Origin of the sequence: Dyadobacter sp. CY323 (assembly GCF_021390245.1) — a bacterium.
Taxonomy (GTDB): domain Bacteria; phylum Bacteroidota; class Bacteroidia; order Cytophagales; family Spirosomataceae; genus Dyadobacter.
Map to the genome: position 1 here is coordinate 66968 of NZ_JAJUXH010000016.1, position 22559 is coordinate 89526.

The window sequence follows — 22559 nt, forward strand, 5'->3', positions numbered from 1 at the left end:
AATTAGGATATTTGCGGAAATTAAAAAGAAGTTCACTCATTTGACGTATATGTATCAGGCGAGTTATTTGAAACATTTTACCGAAGAAGTTTTTCTTGCGATCGGATGTTCCCCCGAAGAGGCCCGACTGGCTTCCAATGTATTGGTAAGTGCGGATCTGCGGGGCGTCGATTCGCACGGGATAGCGCGTTTGGCCGGATATGTAAGACTTTATGATCAGGGCAGGCTTAATCCCAAACCGGAAGTTAAAATTGTCTACGAAACGCCGAGTACCGCAGTTGTTGATGGAGACCGGGGATTGGGACTGGTGGTAGCGCCGAAGGCCATGGAGATTGCCATGGAAAAGGCGGAGAAAGTGGGATCCGGCTGGGTATCAGTCCGTAATTCGAATCACTTCGGAATTGCGGGTTATCACGCGATGCTAGCTTTGGAAAAGGACATGATCGGCTGGACGATGACCAATGCGGCACCACTGGTTACTCCTACTTTTTCTTTGGACAAATTGCTGGGTACCAACCCGATAGCAGTTGCTGTCCCTGCCAGTCAGGAGCCTGCATTTGTTGCAGACTTCGCATCGACGGCTGTGGCTTATGGTAAGTTTGAGATATTGCAAAGAAAAGGATTACCGGCCCCACTGGGCTGGGCGCAGGATTCGGAAGGTAACGCCACTACGGATTCGAATGCGGTGAAGAGTGGCGGCGGATTGCTTCCATTAGGCTCTGACCGCGAGCATGGAAGCCACAAAGGATATGGTTTGGGGGCCATCGTCGATATTTTTTCCGGAGTGTTGTCCGGTGCTAACTTTGGTCCGTGGGTACCGCCATTTGCTACTGCGGGATTTATGTCCACGCAGCAGGGGGTTGGGTTGGGTACCGGCCATTTCCTGGGTGCAATGCGGATCGACGGTTTCAGGCCAGCCGAAGAATTTAAGAAAGATATGGATAAATGGATCGGGGCATTCAGAGGCGCTCGGGCTGTGGATGGGCAAAAAGTACTGATACCCGGAGATCCCGAAAGAGAAATGGAGGCCGAACGCAGCGTAAATGGAATCTCATTGCTGGAACCGGTTGTTGTTTCATTAGCGGAGCTGGCAAGCCGTTTCAATATCCCATTTGAAAAGAATTTATAATTACTAAAAAAATAAAAGCTAAAAGCCAATCGCTAAAAGCTGATAGCCAAAAAGCCAAAAGCCGTTAATATGTCCCGTAACTTTAAAGTAGGATTGTTTGTAACCTTTGCAATCCTCTTCACCACATTCGTTTTTTATTTCTGGCAAATTTTCAAAACGCCGAACCTGCAAACTGACAAGCAAACGAGCTTTGCTTTGTTAATCCCCGAAGGTGCCACTTACAAAACTGTGCTGGATTCGCTGAATAAGCATGATGTGATCCACGATCATATCTCATTCCAGTTTTTGGCCAGATTTTTAGGGTTGAAAGACAAAGTGAAGCCGGGGAGATATGTGATCAAGCCTAGTTCGAATAACTATGTAGTTATTAAAAAGCTAGTATCGGGCGATCAGGATGCCGTAAAATTGACATTCAATAACATCAGGTTAAAAGAAGATCTTATCAAAAGGATCGGAAGCCGGTTTGAATTTGGCGAAGAGAATTTCAGAAAAGCGCTGAACGATCCGGAGGTTTGTAACAAATACGGACTTGATACTCTGACGATTGTATCGATGTTTCTGCCAAACACCTATGACATATACTGGTCAACAGGCACGGAGAAGTTTCTGGACCGGATGCATAGTGAATACAAAAAATACTGGTCGGACGAAAAATTGGCGAAGGCAAAGGAAATTGGCCTGACACCAGTCCAGGTGTCGATCCTGGCATCGATTGTGGAGGAAGAGCAGGCGCGAAAGGTGGATGAGCGTCCGAAAGTTGCCGGGCTTTATATCAACCGGTTGAATGCTCAAATGCCATTGCAGGCAGATCCTACCATTAAATTCGCATTGCAGGATTTCGCGATCAAACGCATTTTGAATGGTCAATTGCTGATCAAATCACCCTATAATACCTATGTCAATACAGGCTTACCTCCCGGCCCGATCCGGGTGGCGGATTTCAACTCGCTGAATGCGGTTTTGAATTACGACAAGCACGACTACATTTATATGTGTGCCAAGGCTGACCTCTCGGGATACCATGCTTTTGCGACGAATTATGTCGATCACCTCAACAATGCAAGGTTGTACCAGGCGGAATTGAACCGGCTCAAAATTATGAAATAAGCATGTTTGTCTACGAAGTAAAAGGAATCCGGGTACGTTACGCCGACACAGATCAAATGGGGTATGTGTACTATGGAAATTACGCGCGTTACTACGAAATCGGCCGGGTAGAGGCATTGCGGAGCCTCGATTTTCATTACAAAGCGATGGAAGATGAAGGTGTGATGATGCCGGTTTACGAAAGTCATTTCCGTTACCTGAAACCGGCCCGCTATGACGATGAACTGAATATCAAAGTGACCATTGAGCAAATGCCGGGCGTCCGTGTTTTCTTTAGATATGAAATCCGCAACCAGGAGCAGGTACTTTTAAACACGGGAGATACCACGCTTGTTTTTCAGCGGATGGACAATGGAAAGTTATGTATGGCGCCGGAAAAGCTTTTGAATAAGTTAAAGCCGTATTTTGAAGACAAGCCATAACCAGCAAGCAAATATGCTTGAAAAACTGTTTAAAAGCCGCCAGATCAAGCGACTGATCCTCTGGTTACAGAACACCAAGATGTTGCGGGGCACAGTTTCTCTTTACGATATTTTAATTAATCTGGTCCAAAGCAACCGGAAGTATGATATCGATCAGCGTGCTTCCGCCGTAGCTTACAGTCTCACACTGGCCGCATTCCCCGCGATCATCTTCCTTTTTACGCTTATTCCCTACATTCCAATCGAACATCTGGACCAGCAGATCATGGAAATGCTGCACGAAAACATGCCGAGGGGAATTTATGAGGACGCGGACCAGACGATCATGGATATTATCAGCCGTCCCCGGAGCGGCGTTCTTTCTTTCGGTTTTATTTTCGCGATGTTGGCTTCTACCAATGGGATGATGTCGCTTATGCGATCTTTTGATATGGTGTATGAGGATGTTGAAACGCGTGGTTTTTTGAAAATCCGCGGGATTGCCACGCTTCTCACGCTATTGCTGATCCTGGTATTATTTCTGTCGGTAATTCTGCTGATCGTGGGAGATGCGGTGATGAACCTGGTTGGCGAGTGGCACCTCGTAAACGATACGTGGCTTATTACTTTATTAAACATCACACGTTACCTGGTCAGTTTTGCCTCTCTCATGCTCACGATCTCGATCATTTACCGGTTTGCACCTTCACACGGCAGGCAAACTGCTTTTGTAAATGCGGGTTCGATTGTGGCCTCGGTACTTATTCTGGCTGCCACTTATGGCTTTTCCTTCTACCTCTCGCGTTTCAGTTCCTACAATAAATTGTATGGTTCGATTGGCACGATGATCGCACTGATGATCTGGCTTTATCTGCTTGCATTTGTGATCATTCTGGGTTTTGAAATCAATGCGAGTATCGCTGCTTCCGTTAAGAAAAATTCAGTGAAACGCTGACAAACCGGATAATAACATTGTTTCCGCCGAGTTTTTATTGTTGCTAGTTTTGTATGGTCCGGCGTACTATTCTTCATCAACAGCGCCGTTTGAGCGTCAATGCGCTTGACTTCGTTTTAAATGAAAGAATTGGAAAAACCATTGGTGACGATCATCCTGACCGCCTACAACCAGGAAAAATACGTCGAGGAAACACTCGCCTCAGTCTTTTATCAGACTTATCCCTACATACAATTAATCGTCATCGACAATGCAAGTTCGGACAATACGCTTGCTCTCGTTGAGAACTTTAAAAGTACTGCACCTGCATTTCAGATCATCAAAAACAGATACAATGCAGGCCTTTGTACCGCATTTAACCAGGGTCTCAAAATTGCCCAGGGAAAGTACGTCATCGACCTGTCCGGCGACGATATTCTGATGGCCGACCGCATTGAAAAGCAGGTGGAATGTTTTGAGCAGCTTTCGGAGGATTATGGCGTAGTGTTTTCGAATGCTGAAAATATCAATGAGGCTGGCAGGCGGGTAGCTTACCATTACCCGGTTGACAATGCGGGTAAATCTTTGTCAAAAGTGCCGTCGGGGGATGTTTACAAAAATGTTTTGGAAAAATATTTCATTTGTACTCCCACGATGATGATGCGGACGAAGATGGTGAACGAGCTGGGCGGCTACGATGAATCGCTTTTGTTTGAAGATTTTGATTTCTGGGTCCGTTCATCTGTTCGCTATAAATACTTTTATCAGGATGAAGTTCTGACAAGTAAAAGAATCCTCCTGAATTCCCTTTCATCCGCCGTTTATCGTAAAGGCTCCGGAATGCTTGCTTCCTATTATGCCATTTGCAACAAAGCATACGATCTCAACCGAGACCAGCAGGAATTTGACCTTTTAGCGGCGCGCATACGCACATTTATCAGGAAATGTCTGTATGCCCAGGAGTTTGAGCTGGCACTGCATTTCCGTCGTTTGCTCAACTACATTGAAAATCCGGGCTGGCAAACAGAGCTCATTATCCTATTGTGCCGTCTCCATCTTCCGGTGAACTTTGCATATCGGTTTTATATCAAAAACTTAAAAAAAACGCTTACACAGGAAGGATTTAGCTTTTGAGATTGTTAAATCAGAAAGTAAGTTTTTTTCTATGCCCGCTGAGTTCATAAAAATATACCCACAAAATCCCGACGAGCGAAGAATTCGTCAGGTAGTTGATTGCCTGCGAGACGGCGGTTTGGTCATTTATCCTACTGATACTGTGTATGGTTTGGGATGTGACATTTACAATACCCGGGCCGTCGAGCGCATTGCCCGGATCAAAGGCATTAAGCCTCAAAAAAATGATTTTTCCTTCATTTGCTACGATCTGAGTCACATAGCCGATTTCGCGAGAGTCAGCAATACCGCTTTTAAAATCATGAAGAGGGTTTTGCCCGGTCCGTATACGTTCATTCTGGAAGCGACGAGCAATGTTCCCAAGCTTTTGAATACCAATAAAAAAACGGTTGGTATACGTGTGCCGGATAACCTTATCCCGCGCACATTCGTGAAAGAGCTGGGAAACCCAATCGTGACGACCTCAATAAAGGACGACGACGAAATTATTGAGTATTCGACTGATCCTGAGCTTATTTACGAAAAGTTTCAGCACCAGGTGGATATGGTTGTGGACGGAGGTTATGGCGGAAATGTTCCTTCTACGATAATCCGGGTAGATAATGAATCCTTCGAGGTGATCCGGGAAGGGTTGGGAGACGTCAGCCCGTTCTCTTAACCGGAAATTGTAATGATTTAAGTCGGCATTGTACATTGTCGACCATGCAAAATAATTATTATAAATTTTTTGATAATATCACATTGCTTTAGCATATTTGATAGTGCCCGATTTTACAAGTATAAAGGATCAGTCAAGGGGAGTGCGGCTGGAATTACAGTATTTACCTTGTTTAGCATATTTTACCTGTATATTACAATACGACCGGATTTACATTGACGTTGGAGAAAGGTATGTGAAGCAGACTTATAGGAACCGTTGTACTGTACTCACCACGAATAAGATTGACCTTTTAACTGTTCCTGTAAAAGGATACGACGCAGCCAGCCCCACAAAAGACATATTGATTGATTACAACCAGGACTGGATCAGACGTCACCTGGGTTGTCTGAAATCCGCTTACGGAAAATCACCGTTCTACGAATTTTACGCACCCGATTTGATACGGATTTACGAAAAGAAACTCGCATTTCTGGCTGATTTGAATTATGAACTATTGACAAATTGTCTTAGATTGGTGGGTATAAGAAAAGATATTCAGTACAATTTGTCAGGTGTGGGCGAGGAGGAAAATGAGGTAGTGAATGAGATTTCGGCCATTAACAACCGGAAAAGCACAGAATCTTCCAGATATTACCAGCCAGTACCTTATTATCAAACCTTCGGGAATGATTTTGTGAGTAACCTTAGCATTGTCGATTTACTTTTTAACATGGGGCCGGAAGCAAAGAGTGTTTTGTTAAGATCCTGTAAGTCTCAATAGAGCTATTTTGAACAAACACGGTTCAAGTAGCGTTTAGATCATTAAACACTTTTTATTGCTACACAATGGAAGCAAAATTTTCGAATAGAGTGAAAGAAGTAATTTCCATGAGCCGGGAAGAGGCCCTCCGTCTTGGTCATGATTACATCGGTGCAGAACACTTATTACTTGGAATGATTCGTGAGGGCGACGGTGTCGCGATTGGTTTGCTAAAAAAGCTGGGTGTTTCTCTGGACGATGTGCGTCAGACCATCGAGCAGGCTACTAAAGGCGCGGCAACGAATAATGTTAAAAATCTTCAAAATATCCCACTTACAAGGCAGTCAGAAAAGGTGTTGAAAATCACTTATCTGGAAGCCAAAATATTCAAAAGCACCCTGATCGGAACAGAGCATCTGCTTTTATCGATATTGAGGGATGAGGACAACGTGGGAACTCAGATCTTACATAAATTTAATGTTAACTACGAAGTCATTAAGGAAATGTTAGAATATCAATCATCAGGATCCAGACCTCATATGGGGCCGGAGACCGAAGACGGAGATGATGAGGCAAGAGGTGGCATGTTTGGTGGAGGTGGCTCTGCATCCGGAAAAGAATCCAAAGGTGCTGAAAAGTCGCGTACTCCGGTATTGGACAACTTTGGCCGCGACTTAACCAAAATGGCTGAAGTCGGTAAACTTGACCCGATTGTTGGCCGTGAGAAGGAAATTGAACGTGTTGCCCAGATTCTGAGCCGTCGTAAAAAGAATAACCCGATCCTGATCGGTGAACCCGGTGTTGGTAAAACTGCCATCGCGGAAGGCCTCGCATTAAGAATTGTGCAGAAAAAAGTGTCGCGTGTTCTTTTCGGGAAACGCGTTGTGACGCTTGATCTTGCTTCGCTGGTTGCAGGCACAAAATACCGCGGTCAGTTTGAGGAAAGAATGAAAGCGGTGATGAATGAACTGGAAAAGTCTCCGGATGTGATCCTCTTCATTGATGAACTTCATACCATTGTTGGGGCAGGCGGCGCTTCCGGTTCACTGGATGCATCAAATATGTTCAAACCGGCACTTTCACGTGGAGAAATTCAATGTATCGGTGCTACAACATTAGATGAATATCGCCAGTACATTGAGAAGGACGGAGCATTGGCGCGTCGTTTCCAAATGGTGATGGTGGATGCGACCTCGATCGAAGAAACCATTCAGATCCTCGAAAACATCAAGGATAAATACGAAGATCACCACCACGTAAATTACACGCCGGAGTCGATCAGTACAGCTGTGAAATTGTCTGAGCGTTACATTACGGACCGTTTTTTACCGGATAAAGCAATCGACGTTCTGGATGAAGTAGGTGCTCGTGTTCACATTAGCAACATTACCGTTCCTGAGGATATCTTGGTTCTTGAAGAACAGATCGAGAACATTAAACAAGAGAAAAACCGGGTTGTAAAAAGCCAGAAATACGAAGAAGCAGCGCAATTGAGAGATCGTGAAAAGAAATTGATCGATCAGCTCGACCGTGCAAAACTGGCCTGGGAAGAAGAAACCAAACAAAAACGCTACACAGTTACTGAGCACAACGTTGCCGAGGTAGTAGCGATGATGACGGGGATTCCGGTAACGAATGTTTCCATGGATGAAGGCAAGAAATTGTTGAACATGGCGGACGAGTTGAAAGCCAAAGTAATCGGACAAGACCCGCCGATTGAGAAATTGACGAAAGCAATCCAGCGTACACGAGTAGGGTTGAAAGATCCTAAGAAGCCAATCGGTTCATTTATTTTCTTAGGCCCAACAGGTGTAGGGAAAACGGAGCTGGCGAAAGTTCTTTCTTCTTATCTGTTTGACAAAGAAGACTCACTGGTGCGCATTGATATGAGCGAGTACATGGAGAAATTCAGCGTATCTCGTTTAGTTGGAGCGCCTCCGGGATATGTGGGTTACGAAGAAGGTGGACAATTAACTGAAAAAATCCGTCGCAAACCATATAGCGTCGTATTGTTGGACGAAATCGAAAAGGCGCACCCCGATGTGTTCAACATCTTGCTGCAAGTGCTTGACGATGGTATCCTGACGGATGGACTTGGTCGTCGCGTCGATTTCAGAAATACGATCATTATCATGACGTCCAACATCGGAGCACGTGATTTGAAAGATTTCGGATCTGGTATCGGTTTCTCTACGAAGGCGAAAACGGAAAATCAGGATGACATTATGAAAGGCACCATTCAAAGTGCACTTCGTAAGGCATTCTCTCCGGAGTTCCTGAACAGACTTGATGATGTGATCGTGTTCAATTCTCTGCAACGAGAAGATTTGCACAGAATTATCGATATTTCACTTGGGAAATTATTTAACCGTGTGAAAGGTCTGGGATATGAAATTGAGTTGACCATTCCTGCGAAGGATTTCCTTTCGGAAAAAGGGTATGATCCGCAATACGGAGCCCGCCCATTGAACCGGGCGATCCAGAAATATCTGGAAGATCCCGTTGCAGAAGAAATATTGAAAGGTGACTTGCGGGAGGGTGATGTGCTGGTTGCTAATCATGAAGAAAACACCGAACAACTCGTAATCAGTGTTCGTAAAAAAGAAGAAGAGTTGGCTAACTAAGTTGCTCTTTATTAAGAAAGCTGGAAGGCAGGTTGAAAGACCTGCCTTTTTTTATTGACAATTATTAACATAAGCGTTTAAAAGGAACAGATACATTTTCGAGTTTAGATGATGAATTACCTTATATTTAACCCAGGAATAATCAAATGATTAAATGAAGGTATTCTTTTTAAAAGCCGTATTATTTCTCAGTTCAGGTTTGATAACTACGCATACTGACTTGCTGGCCCAGCAACTTTCCTCCGGTCCGCAAGTTCTTACTTTCTTCTCAAACGCAGACGATACCGAACAGCCTTACGGCCTTTACCTCCCTAAAAACTACGATAAGAATAAAAAATATCCACTCATTATCATGCTTCACGGAGCAGGCTCCAATCATCGCCTCGCATTACGCCGTGTGTTCGGAAAAAGCAATGCGGAAGGAGAGACCGATGTAGAAGCAACGCGCTACTTTCCAGCGTGGGAAGATGTAGATTTCATTGTCGCCTCGCCATATGCGAGAGGTACGGCAGGTTACCAGGGTATCCCGGAACAAGATGTGTACGATGTGCTGGATGATGTAAAGAAACGCTTCAGTATCGACGAAAATCGCATTTCTCTGACAGGCTTGTCAATGGGTGGCGGCGGGACTTTGTGGATTGGGCTCACCCGTCCCGATATCTGGGCCGCGATCGCGCCTGTTTGCCCGGCACCTCCTGCGGGCACCTTCGATCTTGCCGCTAACGCCTTGAATTTTCCCATTCACTTTTTTCATGGTGATGCTGACCCGGTCGTCCCGGTCGACGGTACTCGCAAATGGGTGACGCATTTGCAGGATATCGGGGTGGAAGTGAGTTATAAGGAATTCGTCGATGTGAAACACGACAGCTGGGTGAGCGCCTATGACAACGAGTTTATTTTTGAATGGTTTAGCCACGCCGAACGTAATCCTTATCCGAATAACGTCCGGTTTGTAAGTAAGCATTATAAGTACAACAAAGCTTTTTGGGTGACTTTTGATAAATTCAAAGTGGGCACATTGGCTGAGATTGATGCCAAATTAACCGGAGAAAACAGTGCAGCGATCACAACGAAAAATCTGGATGCTTTTACGGTAAATCTGGCTCGGCATCCCCGATTTAAGCCCGGTAATATGAGTTTTAAAATAGATGGCAATACAGTCTCCGCTAAAACAGATAGTATCGTATCGTTCTCTAAAAACGGTGGTATCTGGACCGTTTCCCCTGCAGCTCAGGCTGGTGGCGCAGCACTAACGAAGAAAAAGGGCTCGGAAGGTCCGATTTATGACGCTTTTTCATCACGTCACGTGTACGTTTACGGCACTGCCGACAATCCGTCCGCTCAGGAATTAAAAAGTCGGATGGATATTGCGAACCAGGCGGCCGACTGGTCACAATACCGTGGTCCTTTTTTAGGCAGGATCATGTTCTTTCCGAGAGTTTTGTCCGATAAAGAAGTGCGCCCGAGCGATTTGGAAAGTGCCAACCTGGTTCTTTTCGGTACTAAGGAAACAAATGCATTAATTGCGAAGTATGCTGATAAATTGCCGTTGCATTTAAATGCATCTGACAAGGCACACGGGCTTTTCTATGTGTTTCCCGTTGAAAAACATTATGTGGCCATAAGCTCCGGACTTCCCTGGTGGGCGGGTGCGGAAGATCAGGGTTACCCATTTCTTCCTGTAATGCATCGGAAACTGTCGGAATACAAAGACGTGCTTTTCTTCAAAGACTCTTCAAGGAATATTATAGGCGAAGGATATTTTGGTCATGACTGGAAATTATCAGAAGATCTTAAAGCAAAACTAGCGGCCTCGGGCGCAGTAAGTATTACCAAATAGAACATAACTATTCAATTTTTTTGACTTAAAATGAACAACAACGAAAAGATTTCACGGAAATCATTCATCAAAGCAAGTGCGTTTGCACTGGCTGTTCCTATGCTTTCAAAGTTCAGCTGGGAAACGAAAGCAACTTCGAAAATTGGCCTGCAACTCTATACACTCAGGAATGACATATCAAAAGATTTGGTAGGTACACTGAAAAAGGTTGCTGCAATCGGCTATAAAGAGGTTGAGCTTTTTGGATACTCAAACGGAAAGTTTTTTGGTAAAACCCCGAAGGAGTTTAAAAAGATATTGAATGATCTGGGATTGGATCCGGTAAGTGGGCATTATGGCGCGGGAGTTGAGAACAAAACGGCTGTTGGGACGCTAAGTAAAGGTTGGCAGCAGGCTATTGATGATGCGGCGGAAATCGGACAGAAATATGCCGTTTGTGCCTATCTCACAGACTCAGAGAGGAAGACGATCGATCAGTATAAGGGTTATGTCGATTTGTTCAATAAGTCTGGTGAAATCGCTAAAAAAGCAGGGCTGCAGTTCGGTTATCATAATCATGATTTTGAGTTTAAGAAAATTGATGGTCAGTTACCTTACGATGTCATCGCTTCTGCTGATCCAAAGCTTGTGAAGCTGGAACTTGATCTTTACTGGATTGTAAAAGCTGGAATGGATCCTGTGGACTTGTTTAAAAAACATCCGGGACGTTTTCCATTGTGGCACGTGAAGGATATGGATAAAACGGATCAATCTTTCGCCGAGGTAGGAACGGGCTCCATTGATTTCGCCAAGATTTTTGCCGCAAGAAAAACAGCTGGTCTTACTCACTTCTTCGTAGAGCAGGATGTTGCAAAGCGTCCGGCGATTGAAGCGATTGATATCAGCTTTAAGAACGTGACCAAAATGAAGGTATAGAAAAAAAGACCCGGCCGCATAGCAGCCGGGTCTTCCAAATTATGCAGATAAAAAATTTCAGTTGGTTAACTGTAATTTAAGTTCATTGAGTCGGCTGCGAAGTGAAGCGTCAACCTGACGATCTTCAATCGTGAGCACATATCCTCCAATTAAGTTCGGATCAATTTTCTCAGCAAGCTGGACTTTTTTTCCAGTTGCAGAAACCACCATTTCATTGAATTGTTGGCGAAGTTCCTCAGTTAATGGCGTAGTCGTTACAACCGTTGCTTTCTGAATTCCTTGATTAAGATTATATGCTTTAATAAATTCAGCAGCAATCTCATCCAGAATTGATTCTCTGTTTTTTCTCGAAATGATCAGGAAAATAGCAAATGAAATCGGGTTAACACGAGCTTCGAAAAGCGATTTCAGAATACCGGCTTTCTTTTCGTGACGTACAACCGGGCTTTTCAAAGCGAGCATCAGGCCTCTGTTGCTATCCGCCGTATCTTTAAATAAGAGCATATCCTGATAAACAGCTTCCAGAACATTCTGTTCTTTTGCGAGGTCTATCAACGATTTTGCATATCTGGCAGCTACTATACTTACTGACATTGGAAGTTCGGTTTTTTAATTAAGACGAGCGGACGAAGCGAGTTCTGCGATCAATTGTTCCTGAGCTTCCTTATCTTTCAATTCGCGGTGCAATACTTTTTCAGCGATTTCGAGCGAAAGTACAGCAACTTCTTTCCTGATTTTGGAAACGGCCAGGGCCTGTTCGTTGCGGATCGCGTCACGTGCACTATCGATCATTTTCTGAGCTTCCACAGCCGCTTTATCTTTTGATTCGGCAATGGTACGATCTGCTGCGTCTTTTGCTTCACGCAAGATCTGGTCTCTTACTGCATTAGCTTCTGCGATCAGCTTTTCGTTGTCCGATTTTAACTGAACCATTTCAGCTCTTGTTCTTTCAGCGAGGTCCAATGCGCCCTGAATTTCGTTTTCACGATCTTTAAGACCTTTGATAATCGGTTTCCAGGCAAATTTTGCAAGGATAAAAACGACCAGCAAGAATACTACAAGCATCCAGAAAATCAGACCTGGGTTTGGAGTAAGCAATGACATAATATTGAATGAGTTAAGTGTAAGTAGTAAGTTTTTCTCTTTTTATTAAAATTTCGTGGAAGCCTAGTGCTTCCACGATCGTTTTCTTTTACTGCCCGGCCTAATGCGTAGGAAGTAAGGACTTAGTCCAATGTTCTGTTAAAGCTTGAACGAGATAAGCAGACAGATTACCGCTGCAAATAGCGCTACCGCCTCAATAAGAGCCGCGATGATAAGCATAGCAGTTTGGATTGCACCAGCAGCTTCTGGCTGACGAGCGATACCTTCAACTGCGCTTCCACCGATTTTACCAATACCAAGACCTGCACCGATAGCAGCAAGACCAGCACCGATAGCAGCACCGAAAACCGCTAGGCCTGCGCCACTTTGTTCAGCAGCCTGAAGTAAGATTTGAAGCAACATAATTGTGTTTGTTTTAAAATATAATTAATAAAAAAGAGATTCAGAATCAATGTCCGTGATCGGCGTGGCTATGTTCTTCGATAGCGCTTCCGATGTACATGGACGACAACAGGGTAAAGATAAATGCTTGTATAAATGCTACCATGATTTCAATGAAGTTCAGGAATAATGCGAACAATGAAATGACAGGTGCAATGACAATGCTTTGGAAAATGAATATTAGTCCAAAAAGACTTAAAAGGATAATGTGACCAGCTGTCATGTTTGCAAACAACCGGACCATCAATGAGAAGGGCTTCATAAAAACACCTACGATCTCAACCGGAATCATGATCAGCAATAATGGGGCGGGTACGCCGGTTGGTTTTACAAGGTGCTTGTAATAATGACCATTTGCATTCAAATGAACTACAATGAAGGTCAATACTGCCAGCGTCATGGTCACCGCGATATTTCCGGTCAGGTTGGCAGATCCTGGGAGAAGACCCAGAATGTTGTTAATCAGGATAAAGAAGAAAAGCGTCAGCAGATAAGGTAGGTATTTTTCATATTTGGGGCCAACATTTGGCTTCACTACATCGTCGCGGATGAAGAGGATAATCACCTCCATTGCAGACTGAAATCCTTTCGGAGCCTTGCCTTTATTGTTTTTATAAAATCCTGCAATGCTGGTGAAAACAAGGATGAGGATCACCGCGCTTAATAACATGGAAGCGACGTTCTTGGTGATCGAAAAATCGTATATTTTTCTCGATTCGTCAACCGGAACGATCTGCTCGGAATCACCATGAACCAGGTGATATCCATTGTATTCGTGATGTTCGTTGTGGAAATTAGCGGAGGAGAAAACCTCAATACCGCGATCAGCGGAGTAAAGAATAACGGGTAGCGGAATCACAACACCATGAGTAAATTCCCATTCGTGAGAATCAGCAATGTGGTGCATGATCATCTCGCCGATATTGAACTTTTTCTCAGACTCTTCAAGATTATGTTCAATTTTATGCTCTTTCTCATTGATGCTTTCAGTCACCTTTTCAGCCTCGTGCTGCGTAGGCTCATCAGCCTTTGAAGGCGTGTTCAAAAAGCATGTTGCCGCAACCAGGGCAATAGTAAAAAACTGTCTCAGATGGGTACGCATATGTGCTTGAAATACTAGGCTTTGTCAATCGCGGCGCAAGTTACGATACAAACCATATATTTCAAAGCATGTATAAAATAAATAGAGTGCAAAAAAGTTGACAACAAATAGGAATGAATTAGTTAGCCCATTATATAAAAATAGCCCGATGAAAAGAAGGCTCAATATGATGCGTCCGACGATCGAGGAAATGTAAAATGTGACAAATTTCTCACGGTTGTTTCTTAAGCCGAATTCCATGAGTCTGTGGACGAAGAATGACAACCCGAAATAGAACATCAGGATATACCATATATAAGGATGGAGGAACGAACCGACACCAAAGTGCTGAACAAGGAAAAATACAATTCCCAAAAGAATCGTGGCGATCAGGGTACGGAGCATCCTAAATGGTTAAAGTGGATTATTGTTTGGTGAAGCTTTTAATCAGCATGTATAAGGAACCTGCAATCGAAAGCAAAGAAAGGACTAGTGTCCATACCGGAACCTTATTCGACTGCCATTCATCGAGCTTATAACCTGCGTAGGTAAAGACCAGAATGGTGCCCAGCATTTGCATAGCCAACCCGGAATATTTCAGAAAGCCCGACGGGATATTTTTGCCCGGGACTTTGCCGGTCGGATTGCCGGTATTTGTGTTGTCATCTTTCATTCACACGACGCAGAATATTGGGGTAAAATTGCTCCAAATTTTACAAATGGCATTATCTTCGATACGTATTTATTGAAAATACCGTTTTAGTTTTGCTTATAACAAGATACAAGACCATCCCTAAAGTCATTTTTGTGATCGAAAGCTTTGCCTCCCATATCCTAAAAGCTGCACTATATCTCACAATCATCTATATACTGACTAGCTGCTCGCAGTTCAGTTCAAGACCGGGTGCGGTCAATTTCCATAATGTCTCGGCAAGATATAATGCTTATTTCATGGCGGAACAGGATATGCTCGAGGCGGAATTTGAAATGAAAAAGGCATATAAAGAAGACTATAATCAGTTACTTCCGATTTTGTTGCCCATGGATTCCGTTTTGTCGCTGCCGGTAAAACCCAAATTGCAGGATGCCATTAAGAAATCTTCCATCGTTGCTGAAAAGCATCAGAACAGTAAGTGGCTGGATAACAGTTACATTATTTTAGGGAAATCAAGATTGTACCTGGGTGAATGGGCGGACGGATTGGAGGCATTGCGTTATGTATATGCAAATGGACGCGACGAAAACGATAAGAACGATGCGCTGATTTTGTTAATGCGGGCATACATTGTCAGGAAGGATTATTCCAACGCGTTGGGTGTTGCGGAATACCTCAGCCAACAGCCACTTGATAAAGGTTCTGTCAGGGATTTTTATCTTACCAAAGCATATCTGCACCAGCAGAACGGCGAGTACCTTACCTCAGTCGCCATTCTGGAAGAAACCTTCCCGGTTTTAAAGAAATCACGAGAAACAGCCCGTATCCATTTTGCAGCCGCTCAAATGTATGACCGGCTAGGACAATATGCATTAGCCAATAAGCATTACCGCAGTGTAAGGAAAAACCGTCCCGATTACGATCTGGGCTTTTATTCTTCCATGAACTCGCTGCAAAACGAGGTGGTTCTAAACCCCAAAAAGGACCTGAGCGCAATCGGCTTTGACCGAATGTTGCGGGACCGGAAAAATGATGACCTGCGCGACCGTGTGTATTTTACAATGGGTCTTTTGGCAGAGCACCGGAAGCAAATTCCGGAAGCGCTCGGTTACCTTCAAAAATCTGCCGCTGCATCGAAAGGTAATATGCAGCAAAAGGCGCATACCTATTTACAGCTTGCGCGGATCAATTACGAATCGCTTGAAAATTTTGAGGTATCCAAAGCTTATTATGACAGCGCGCTGGCGATCTTACCAAAAGAAGCTCCCGAATATGCATTGGTAGCCGACCGGAAAAGGGCCCTGGATAATTTTGTGAATGAGTATACGGTAGTCACGACAGAGGATAGTCTGCAACAGCTGGCCCGGATGAATCCCGCCGCATTGGATAACCGCATTGATGCGATTATTGAACAAAAAGAAAAACAGAGGATCGAGGAAGAGGAGCAGGCGAAAAAGGCTTTGATGGCTTCTTTGAATGTAAATCCGCAGAATGTAGGAAATCCGTTGATGAGCGGAAATGAACGCAGGTGGGAACTATATGATCCGGCTTTGATCAATCAGGGAAAAATTGACTTCAAAAGAACCTGGGGAAATCGCCCGCTGGAAGACGATTGGCGCCGCAGCAGCCGTCCATTGCGGACATTGACAAGTAGTAATGGAGGTACTTCCGGGGATTCGGCAAATGTTGCAGCAGCATCGGTTTCTGTGGACAATGGGTTGAAAAAAGGTACTGTCGAATGGCAGCAGGTCCATGACCAGCTCAAAGCGAAGATTCCGTTGACTGATGCTCAGTTTGCTGAGTCGCAGAGTAAAAAGGAGGATGCGCTTTATAATTTGGGGAAGATTTACCGGTTTGATTTAAAAGAATCTCAACGGGCAATCACAACGTTTGAACGCGTCTTGGCCGATTTTCCCAAAACACAATACAAAGACGAAATTTACTATTTGCTTTATCTGAGCTACGAAGATGAGAACCAGATCAGAGCTTCCTGGAAAAATAAATTGCTGATTGAATATCCAAATTCAACTTATGCCAGACTTGTCAATAAAGTGACCGATGCAGCTGGGAATACTGGTAATCCAGTTAAAGAATACGAGGCTGTGTATCAACTGTATACGGACGGTAATTTCACCAAAGCGCTCGAAGACATTGAACGGAACCTGCCGGGTTATAAAGGAACGATGATTGAAGATAAATTCGCTTTGCTTCGCGTGTTCCTGATCGGTAAAGTGCGAGGGAAGGAAGCTTATTCACAGGCTATTACAGAGTTTATGCGGCTTTATCCTGCCAGCGTATATCTGCCCCGGCTCAAAGAAATGCAGGAATTGAATAGCCTGTCAATGGGCAAAAGATAATTGCCCGAAATTGTATCTTTGTTAGATTAGTATCAAACAACCCCACATTTATGATTGAATTGCAACCCGGAAGGTATCGCCGAACCATCGTCCGTCTCTGGCGGTTTGTTGGGATTGGGCTGGGTCTGATTATCTTATATATAGTAGCTGTCAGCTTCAACTTTTTCTGGCTATTCGGTGGAATGCCAGACCTGAAAACGCTCGAAAATCCCAAAAGTGAATTGGCGTCCGAAGTGATCAGCGAAGATGGAAAGTCGCTGGGAAAGTATTTTATTGAAAACAGGACGCCACTTGATATCTCACAGGTTTCCCCAAATCTGATCGATGCATTGGTTGCCACCGAAGATGCACGTTTCGTAAACCATTCCGGAATTGATCCGAGGAGTTTGTTGCGCGTTTTTAAAGGAGTGGTTTCCGGTAATTCCAGTTCCGGTGGCGGTAGCACACTTACCCAGCAGGTAGCAAAGAACCTTTTCAATACCCGGTCAGAAGAATTCGAGGGTTTACTGGGCAAAATCCCGGTGGTCCGGATCATCATTGCGAAAACAAAAGAATGGGTTCTTTCGGTCGTCCTGGAAAGAAAATACACCAAGCAGGAGATCATGCAAATGTATCTCAATACGGTTTCGTTCGGTAACAATACCTATGGGATCAAGGTAGCTGCCAAGACTTATTTTAACAAAGAAGCATGGGATCTCAATGTCACCGAGGCTGCGCTGCTGGTAGGAATGCTGCAAAACCCAACGTTATTTAATCCACTTCGCTTTCCCACGAATGCATTGAACCGGAGAAACACCGTTTTGGCGCAAATGAACAAGTACGAGTATATTCCAGAGGAAGATTTCATAAGGTATAAAGAAAAACCATTGGGTCTTCAATTTACCATTGACAGTCACAATACAGGTTTAGCTCCGTATTTCAGAGAGTCCATGCGAGGTTACCTGAAAAGCTGGATCAAGATTTACAACGAGGAACACGATACCAATTTTGACCTGAACACCAGCGGGTTAAGAATCTATACAACCATTGACTCCCGGATGCAAAAGTACCAGGAAGATGCATTGACCGATCACATGAAACAGCAGCAAAAACTGTTTGACGAGCATTGGAAAGGCAGAAATCCCTGGACGTTCGATAATGGAAAGGAGATTCCCGGATTCCTGGCTTCGGCCGCCCGTAAAAGTGCTCACTTCAGATCTCTAAAAAGAGATTTGGGAGAAGAAGAAGCCTGGAAAATTATGCGTAAGCCTTATAAAATGAAGGTTTTTTCCTGGAATGGTGAAAAAGAAGTTACCATGAGCCCGCTGGATTCGATTGCCTATTACAAGCGTTTCCTGAGAGCCGGAATGATGTCGATGGATCCCCGGAACGGACACGTAAAAGCATGGGTGGGAGGAATTAATTTCAGATATTTCAAGTATGATCACGTGAAGCAGGGATCACGTCAGCCGGGATCGACCTTTAAGCCGTTTGTGTACGTTTCGGCATTGGATAAAAATTTCCTGACTCCTTGCGATCATGTAACAGACCAGCCGGTTTATTTTGGGCCGTCTGATGGCGTTCCGGGGGGCTGGTCACCGCAAAATTCCAATAGCAAATATTCCTACCAATCACTTTCATTACGCCAGGCACTGGGAAAATCGGTTAATACCGTCAGTGCGCACCTTATGAAGATGGTCAGGCCGAAGACCGTTGTTGAATATGCCCATAAGCTGGGAATAACGAGCGATCTGCAGCAGGTTCCGTCACTTTGCCTGGGTATCAGCGATGTTTCGGTATATGAAATGGTCGGTGCCTACTGCGCATTTGCAAATGGCGGTCACCGCACGGAACCGATGACGATCCTGCGCATTGAAGATCGTTATGGGAACGTTTTACAGGAGTTTTTTCAAAAACAAAACCAGGAAATCAGTGAAAATATGGCATATAATATGCTGTATCTGATGCGGGGTGCCGTGGAAGATCCGGGTGGTACTGCGGGGAGATTAAGACAATATGGTGTAACCGAAGGAAATGAAATTGCTGCGAAAACCGGGACGACTTCCAATTATTCGGACGGGTGGTTTATGGGTATGACCCAGCATTTGGTCACCGGAATATGGGTTGGGGGTGAAGACAGAAGTATTCACTTCCGGACCATCGCATTAGGCCAGGGTGGGCGCGTCGCCATGCCAGCGTGGGGCAGTTTCATGCAGAAAGTGTATGCGGACCAAACCCTGGTTCAGTATCGGAAAGGGCCATTCAACAAGCCCGAAAACTATGTTCGTGAATGTGGCAGCGTAGTGAGCGACAGTACCGATACTTATACACCACCATCGCGCTCCGACGACGAGGGTATATTATTTTAAATCAAAAAGTTTGTGAATATCCTTATCGCTCCCGACAAATTCCGCGGTTCTCTGGAAGCAGCCCAGGTTTGTCGGGCAGTGGAGGAAGGAGTTCTTCTCGCATTTCCCGACGCTAATGTTACCTCGCTTCCATTGGCAGACGGCGGAGAAGGTACTTCCGAAATTCTGACCCGGCAGGCTGGTGGTGCACGGATTTCCGCCACCGTGTCCGATCCACTAGGTAGACGTGTTATTGCTGATTATGGGTTATCAAAAGACGGGGAAACCGCATTCATCGAAATGGCTGCAGCATCGGGACTTGCGCTTTTACAGTCAAATGAACGAAATCCATTACTAACCAGCACATTCGGAACCGGGGAGCTGATCAAAGATGCACTTGACCGGAAAGTGAAGAAAGTCATTTTGGGCATCGGTGGAAGTGCCACAACCGAAGGTGGAATTGGAATGGCAGCTGCATTGGGTTGCCGGTTTTATGATCAGAATGGCCAGCTTCTTAGTCCAAATGGTCAGTCACTTTCTCTTATACATTCCATTGATATCTCCGACATTGACAAACGGGTTGATGACACAGAATTTATAGTCGCGTGCGATGTTACCAATCCACTTTACGGGTCGTGGGGTGCAGCATACGTGTATGGACCGCAAAAAGGCGCTGATCCTGCGATGGTCGAAATACTTGATGAAGGATTGAAAAACCTGGCGAAGGTAGCGTCAGCAGCATTTGGAACAGACGTAAGTGATGAGCCAGGCGCCGGGGCAGCAGGTGGTTTGGGTGCCGGTTGTATGTGGTTCCTCCATGCAGTTTTAAAAGATGGCGTGAGCATTGTGATGGAGCAAAGTAACATGTCAAGCCTGGTGGAGCAGGCGGATCTTGTGATTACCGGTGAAGGAAAAGTCGACGAGCAGACTTTAAATGGAAAAGTAGTAAAAGGGCTGGCTGATCTCTGCGGCAGGTACCAGGTGCCACTTGCTGTGATATGCGGAACTCTGCAAATCACCCCTGAACAATGCCGTGATGCGGGTATGACGTACGCAATTTCAGTTTTAAACCGTCCAATGAACCTGGAAACCGCCCAGCGCGAAGCATTTGTACTGGTGAAAGACGCAACTTTTCACCTAATGCGCTTGTTTTTTTCAAACAGGAAAGGCTGATCGCCAAAGAATTTTCTCAAAGTAAATGTCTGAATTCAATTATAAAGAAGAGCTTTCTAAAATTCCACCTGATCCGGGTGTGTATCGCTATTTTGACGAAACCGGGGAAGTGATATATGTGGGAAAAGCGAAGAGTTTAAAAAACCGGGTTTCAAGCTATTTTCTTAAAAATAATCAGCATGATCGTAAAACGAGGCGACTCGTAAGCCAGATCCGGAGAATCGAGTATACCATTGTTTTAAGTGAATGGGATGCGCTTCTGCTTGAAAATCAGCTGATCAAGCAACTGCAGCCTAAATTCAATATTCTTCTCAAAGACGATAAAACGTACCCGTTTATCTGCGTGACCGATGAGCCTTTTCCGAGGGTTTATCCAACCAGAAATATGGACCGGACCAAAGGAGTCTATTATGGTCCATTTGCAAATCTGAGGTCTATGCACACGCTGCTCGACATGTTCAAATCACTCTATCAGATCCGGTCATGTCAGCTTCCATTGAACGAGCAGAATATAGCAGCCGGGAAATGGAAAGTGTGTCTGGAATACCATATTGGGAATTGCAAAGGTCCGTGCGAAGGTTTTCAGGATCAGAAAGAGTATAATGCTGAAATCGAGCAGGTTCACAACATTCTAAAAGGGAACCTGACGTCGCCACATCAATATTTTAAAGAAAAAATGCTGGAAGCCGCCGAGCAAATGGCATTTGAAAAGGCGCATTCCTGGAAAACTAAAATCGAGCATCTTTCCAATTTTCAAAGTAAAGCAACGGTCATTAACCCCCGGATCGGGAATATCGATGTACTCACCATCGTGTCGGACGAAGAAGCAGCTTACCTGAATTTTATGAAAATAAAACAAGGTTATATGGTTGCTACTCAAACCATTGAGGTGAAGAAAAAGCTGGAAGAAACGGATGCCGAGATTCTTGCATTGATGATCATTGAAATGCGGTCGACCTACGGAAGTGAAGCCAAAGAGCTGATTTCCAACCTAAAACCGGATCTGGAAATGCGACTTACATTGACTGTACCGCAACTCGGAGATAAGAAGAAACTTCTGGATATGTCCATGAAAAATGTGATGTATTTCAGAAGAGAAAAGGCCGAGCGGAGGGAGGTAGAAGCTTCGGCGTCATCTTCGAAAAAAGACCGGGTGCTGATCAGACTTAAATCAGATCTGCAGTTAAAGGCACTTCCAAGACATATCGAATGCTTTGATAACTCCAATATCCAGGGTACCAATCCGGTGGCGGCGATGGTTTGTTTCAAAGAAGGAAAGCCTTCCAAAAAGGATTACAGGCATTTTAACATTAAAACCGTAATCGGTCCCAATGACTTTGCTTCGATGAATGAGGTCGTTGGCAGGAGATATCTTCGGTTGATCGCGGAGGAGCAGCCATTACCCGATCTGATTGTGGTCGATGGTGGAAAAGGACAACTTGGCGCGGCATGTGATGCATTAAAAAGTCTGGGTATTTATGGCCAGGTCCCAATTATCGGCATCGCGAAGAGATTGGAAGAAATTTATTTCCCGGAAGATTCATTACCTCTATACATTGATAAAAAATCGGAATCTTTAAAGCTGATCCAGCAGATCCGCGACGAGGCTCACCGGTTTGCGATTACATTCCACCGCGATAAACGCAGCAAAGGAAGTCTGATCAGTGAATTGGAAGGTGTTGACGGAGTCGGAAAGGTAACTGCAACAAAATTATTGAAGCATTTCGGATCGGTAAGTGGCATTCGTGAAAGTTCGCTGGAAACGTTAACAGGCCTTGTTGGATTGGACCGGGCTAAGAAAGTAAGGTTGTATTTTGATACAATGGCGCAAGGTTAAACCCCGATATTTTTACCCGCGATAAATCCGGTTGTCCAGGCATTCTGGAAATTAAAACCGCCGGTAATCCCATCTACATCAAGTACTTCACCTGCAAAAA

The 22559-nt window shown here is 44.5% G+C and carries 20 protein-coding genes; 14 read left to right on the forward strand and 6 right to left on the reverse strand.

Annotation, left to right across the window (positions count from 1 at the left end; all coding sequences use genetic code 11):
- Positions 1-49 precede the first annotated feature (49 nt).
- The 10 genes from LZG72_RS20865 to LZG72_RS20910 all read left to right on the forward strand — a co-directional run bounded on the left by LZG72_RS20865 (position 50) and on the right by LZG72_RS20910 (position 11484).
- Positions 50-1129, forward strand: a complete 1080-nt coding sequence (locus LZG72_RS20865) for an Ldh family oxidoreductase (RefSeq protein WP_233876748.1) — start codon at positions 50-52, stop codon at positions 1127-1129.
- A gap of 69 nt (positions 1130-1198) precedes the next feature.
- Positions 1199-2236 (forward strand): endolytic transglycosylase MltG, encoded by a 1038-nt coding sequence (gene mltG / locus LZG72_RS20870; RefSeq protein ID WP_233876750.1) that lies wholly within the window; start codon positions 1199-1201, stop codon positions 2234-2236.
- 2 nt (positions 2237-2238) lie between these two features.
- Positions 2239-2658 carry a thioesterase family protein gene (locus LZG72_RS20875; RefSeq protein ID WP_233876752.1) on the forward strand — a complete coding sequence of 140 codons (420 nt, stop codon included), beginning with the start codon at positions 2239-2241 and terminating at the stop codon, positions 2656-2658.
- A gap of 13 nt (positions 2659-2671) precedes the next feature.
- On the forward strand, positions 2672-3592 hold the full coding sequence (locus LZG72_RS20880) for a YihY/virulence factor BrkB family protein (RefSeq protein WP_233876754.1): 921 nt from the start codon (positions 2672-2674) through the stop codon (positions 3590-3592).
- Between the two features lie 120 nt (positions 3593-3712).
- Positions 3713-4705, forward strand: coding sequence for a glycosyltransferase (locus LZG72_RS20885; protein ID WP_233876755.1), 993 nt, complete (start codon positions 3713-3715; stop codon positions 4703-4705).
- Between the two features lie 31 nt (positions 4706-4736).
- Entirely contained in the window at positions 4737-5363 is a 627-nt protein-coding gene (locus LZG72_RS20890) for an L-threonylcarbamoyladenylate synthase (RefSeq protein ID WP_233876757.1), read from the forward strand.
- Between the two features lie 103 nt (positions 5364-5466).
- Entirely contained in the window at positions 5467-6126 is a 660-nt protein-coding gene (locus LZG72_RS20895) for a WbqC family protein (RefSeq protein WP_233876759.1), read from the forward strand.
- Positions 6127-6191: 65 nt separating this feature from the next.
- Positions 6192-8729, forward strand: coding sequence for an ATP-dependent Clp protease ATP-binding subunit (locus LZG72_RS20900; RefSeq protein WP_233876761.1), 2538 nt, complete (start codon positions 6192-6194; stop codon positions 8727-8729).
- Between the two features lie 154 nt (positions 8730-8883).
- A complete protein-coding gene (locus tag LZG72_RS20905) occupies positions 8884-10569 on the forward strand; it encodes an alpha/beta hydrolase-fold protein (protein WP_233876763.1) in 1686 nt (561 codons plus the stop codon).
- 30 nt (positions 10570-10599) lie between these two features.
- Positions 10600-11484 (forward strand): sugar phosphate isomerase/epimerase, encoded by an 885-nt coding sequence (locus LZG72_RS20910; protein WP_233876765.1) that lies wholly within the window; start codon positions 10600-10602, stop codon positions 11482-11484.
- A gap of 57 nt (positions 11485-11541) precedes the next feature.
- Here LZG72_RS20910 and atpH read toward each other — a convergent pair whose 3' ends face one another.
- From atpH to LZG72_RS20935, 5 genes are all read right to left on the reverse strand, one after another.
- The gene (atpH, locus tag LZG72_RS20915) at positions 11542-12078 is read right to left on the reverse strand and encodes an ATP synthase F1 subunit delta (RefSeq protein ID WP_233876767.1); all 537 of its coding nucleotides are present in this window, start codon (positions 12076-12078) and stop codon (positions 11542-11544) included.
- Positions 12079-12093: 15 nt separating this feature from the next.
- Entirely contained in the window at positions 12094-12588 is a 495-nt protein-coding gene (gene atpF / locus LZG72_RS20920) for a F0F1 ATP synthase subunit B (RefSeq protein ID WP_233876768.1), read from the reverse strand.
- Between the two features lie 138 nt (positions 12589-12726).
- A complete protein-coding gene (gene atpE, locus LZG72_RS20925; RefSeq protein ID WP_031525687.1) occupies positions 12727-12990 on the reverse strand; it encodes an ATP synthase F0 subunit C in 264 nt (87 codons plus the stop codon).
- 46 nt (positions 12991-13036) lie between these two features.
- A complete protein-coding gene (gene atpB / locus LZG72_RS20930; RefSeq protein ID WP_233876770.1) occupies positions 13037-14131 on the reverse strand; it encodes a F0F1 ATP synthase subunit A in 1095 nt (364 codons plus the stop codon).
- Between the two features lie 403 nt (positions 14132-14534).
- Entirely contained in the window at positions 14535-14783 is a 249-nt protein-coding gene (locus LZG72_RS20935) for an AtpZ/AtpI family protein (RefSeq protein WP_233876772.1), read from the reverse strand.
- 134 nt (positions 14784-14917) lie between these two features.
- Here LZG72_RS20935 and LZG72_RS20940 point away from each other — a divergent pair, with 134 nt between their 5' ends.
- From LZG72_RS20940 to uvrC, 4 genes are read left to right on the forward strand one after another with little or no spacing between them, the layout of a single operon-like run.
- On the forward strand, positions 14918-17122 hold the full coding sequence (locus LZG72_RS20940) for a tetratricopeptide repeat protein (protein WP_233876774.1): 2205 nt from the start codon (positions 14918-14920) through the stop codon (positions 17120-17122).
- A 50-nt stretch (positions 17123-17172) separates the two neighbouring features.
- Positions 17173-19470, forward strand: a complete 2298-nt coding sequence (locus LZG72_RS20945) for a penicillin-binding protein 1A (protein WP_233876776.1) — start codon at positions 17173-17175, stop codon at positions 19468-19470.
- Between the two features lie 12 nt (positions 19471-19482).
- On the forward strand, positions 19483-20622 hold the full coding sequence (locus tag LZG72_RS20950) for a glycerate kinase (protein WP_233876778.1): 1140 nt from the start codon (positions 19483-19485) through the stop codon (positions 20620-20622).
- A gap of 25 nt (positions 20623-20647) precedes the next feature.
- On the forward strand, positions 20648-22459 hold the full coding sequence (gene uvrC / locus LZG72_RS20955; protein ID WP_233876780.1) for an excinuclease ABC subunit UvrC: 1812 nt from the start codon (positions 20648-20650) through the stop codon (positions 22457-22459).
- On the opposite strand, the gene LZG72_RS20960 is transcribed toward uvrC, so the two are convergent.
- Positions 22456-22559, reverse strand: a 104-nt coding sequence (locus LZG72_RS20960; protein ID WP_233876782.1) for an NAD(P)/FAD-dependent oxidoreductase, incomplete at its 5' end; no start/stop codon positions are given. The two genes, uvrC and LZG72_RS20960, sit on opposite strands and share 4 nt — an antisense overlap.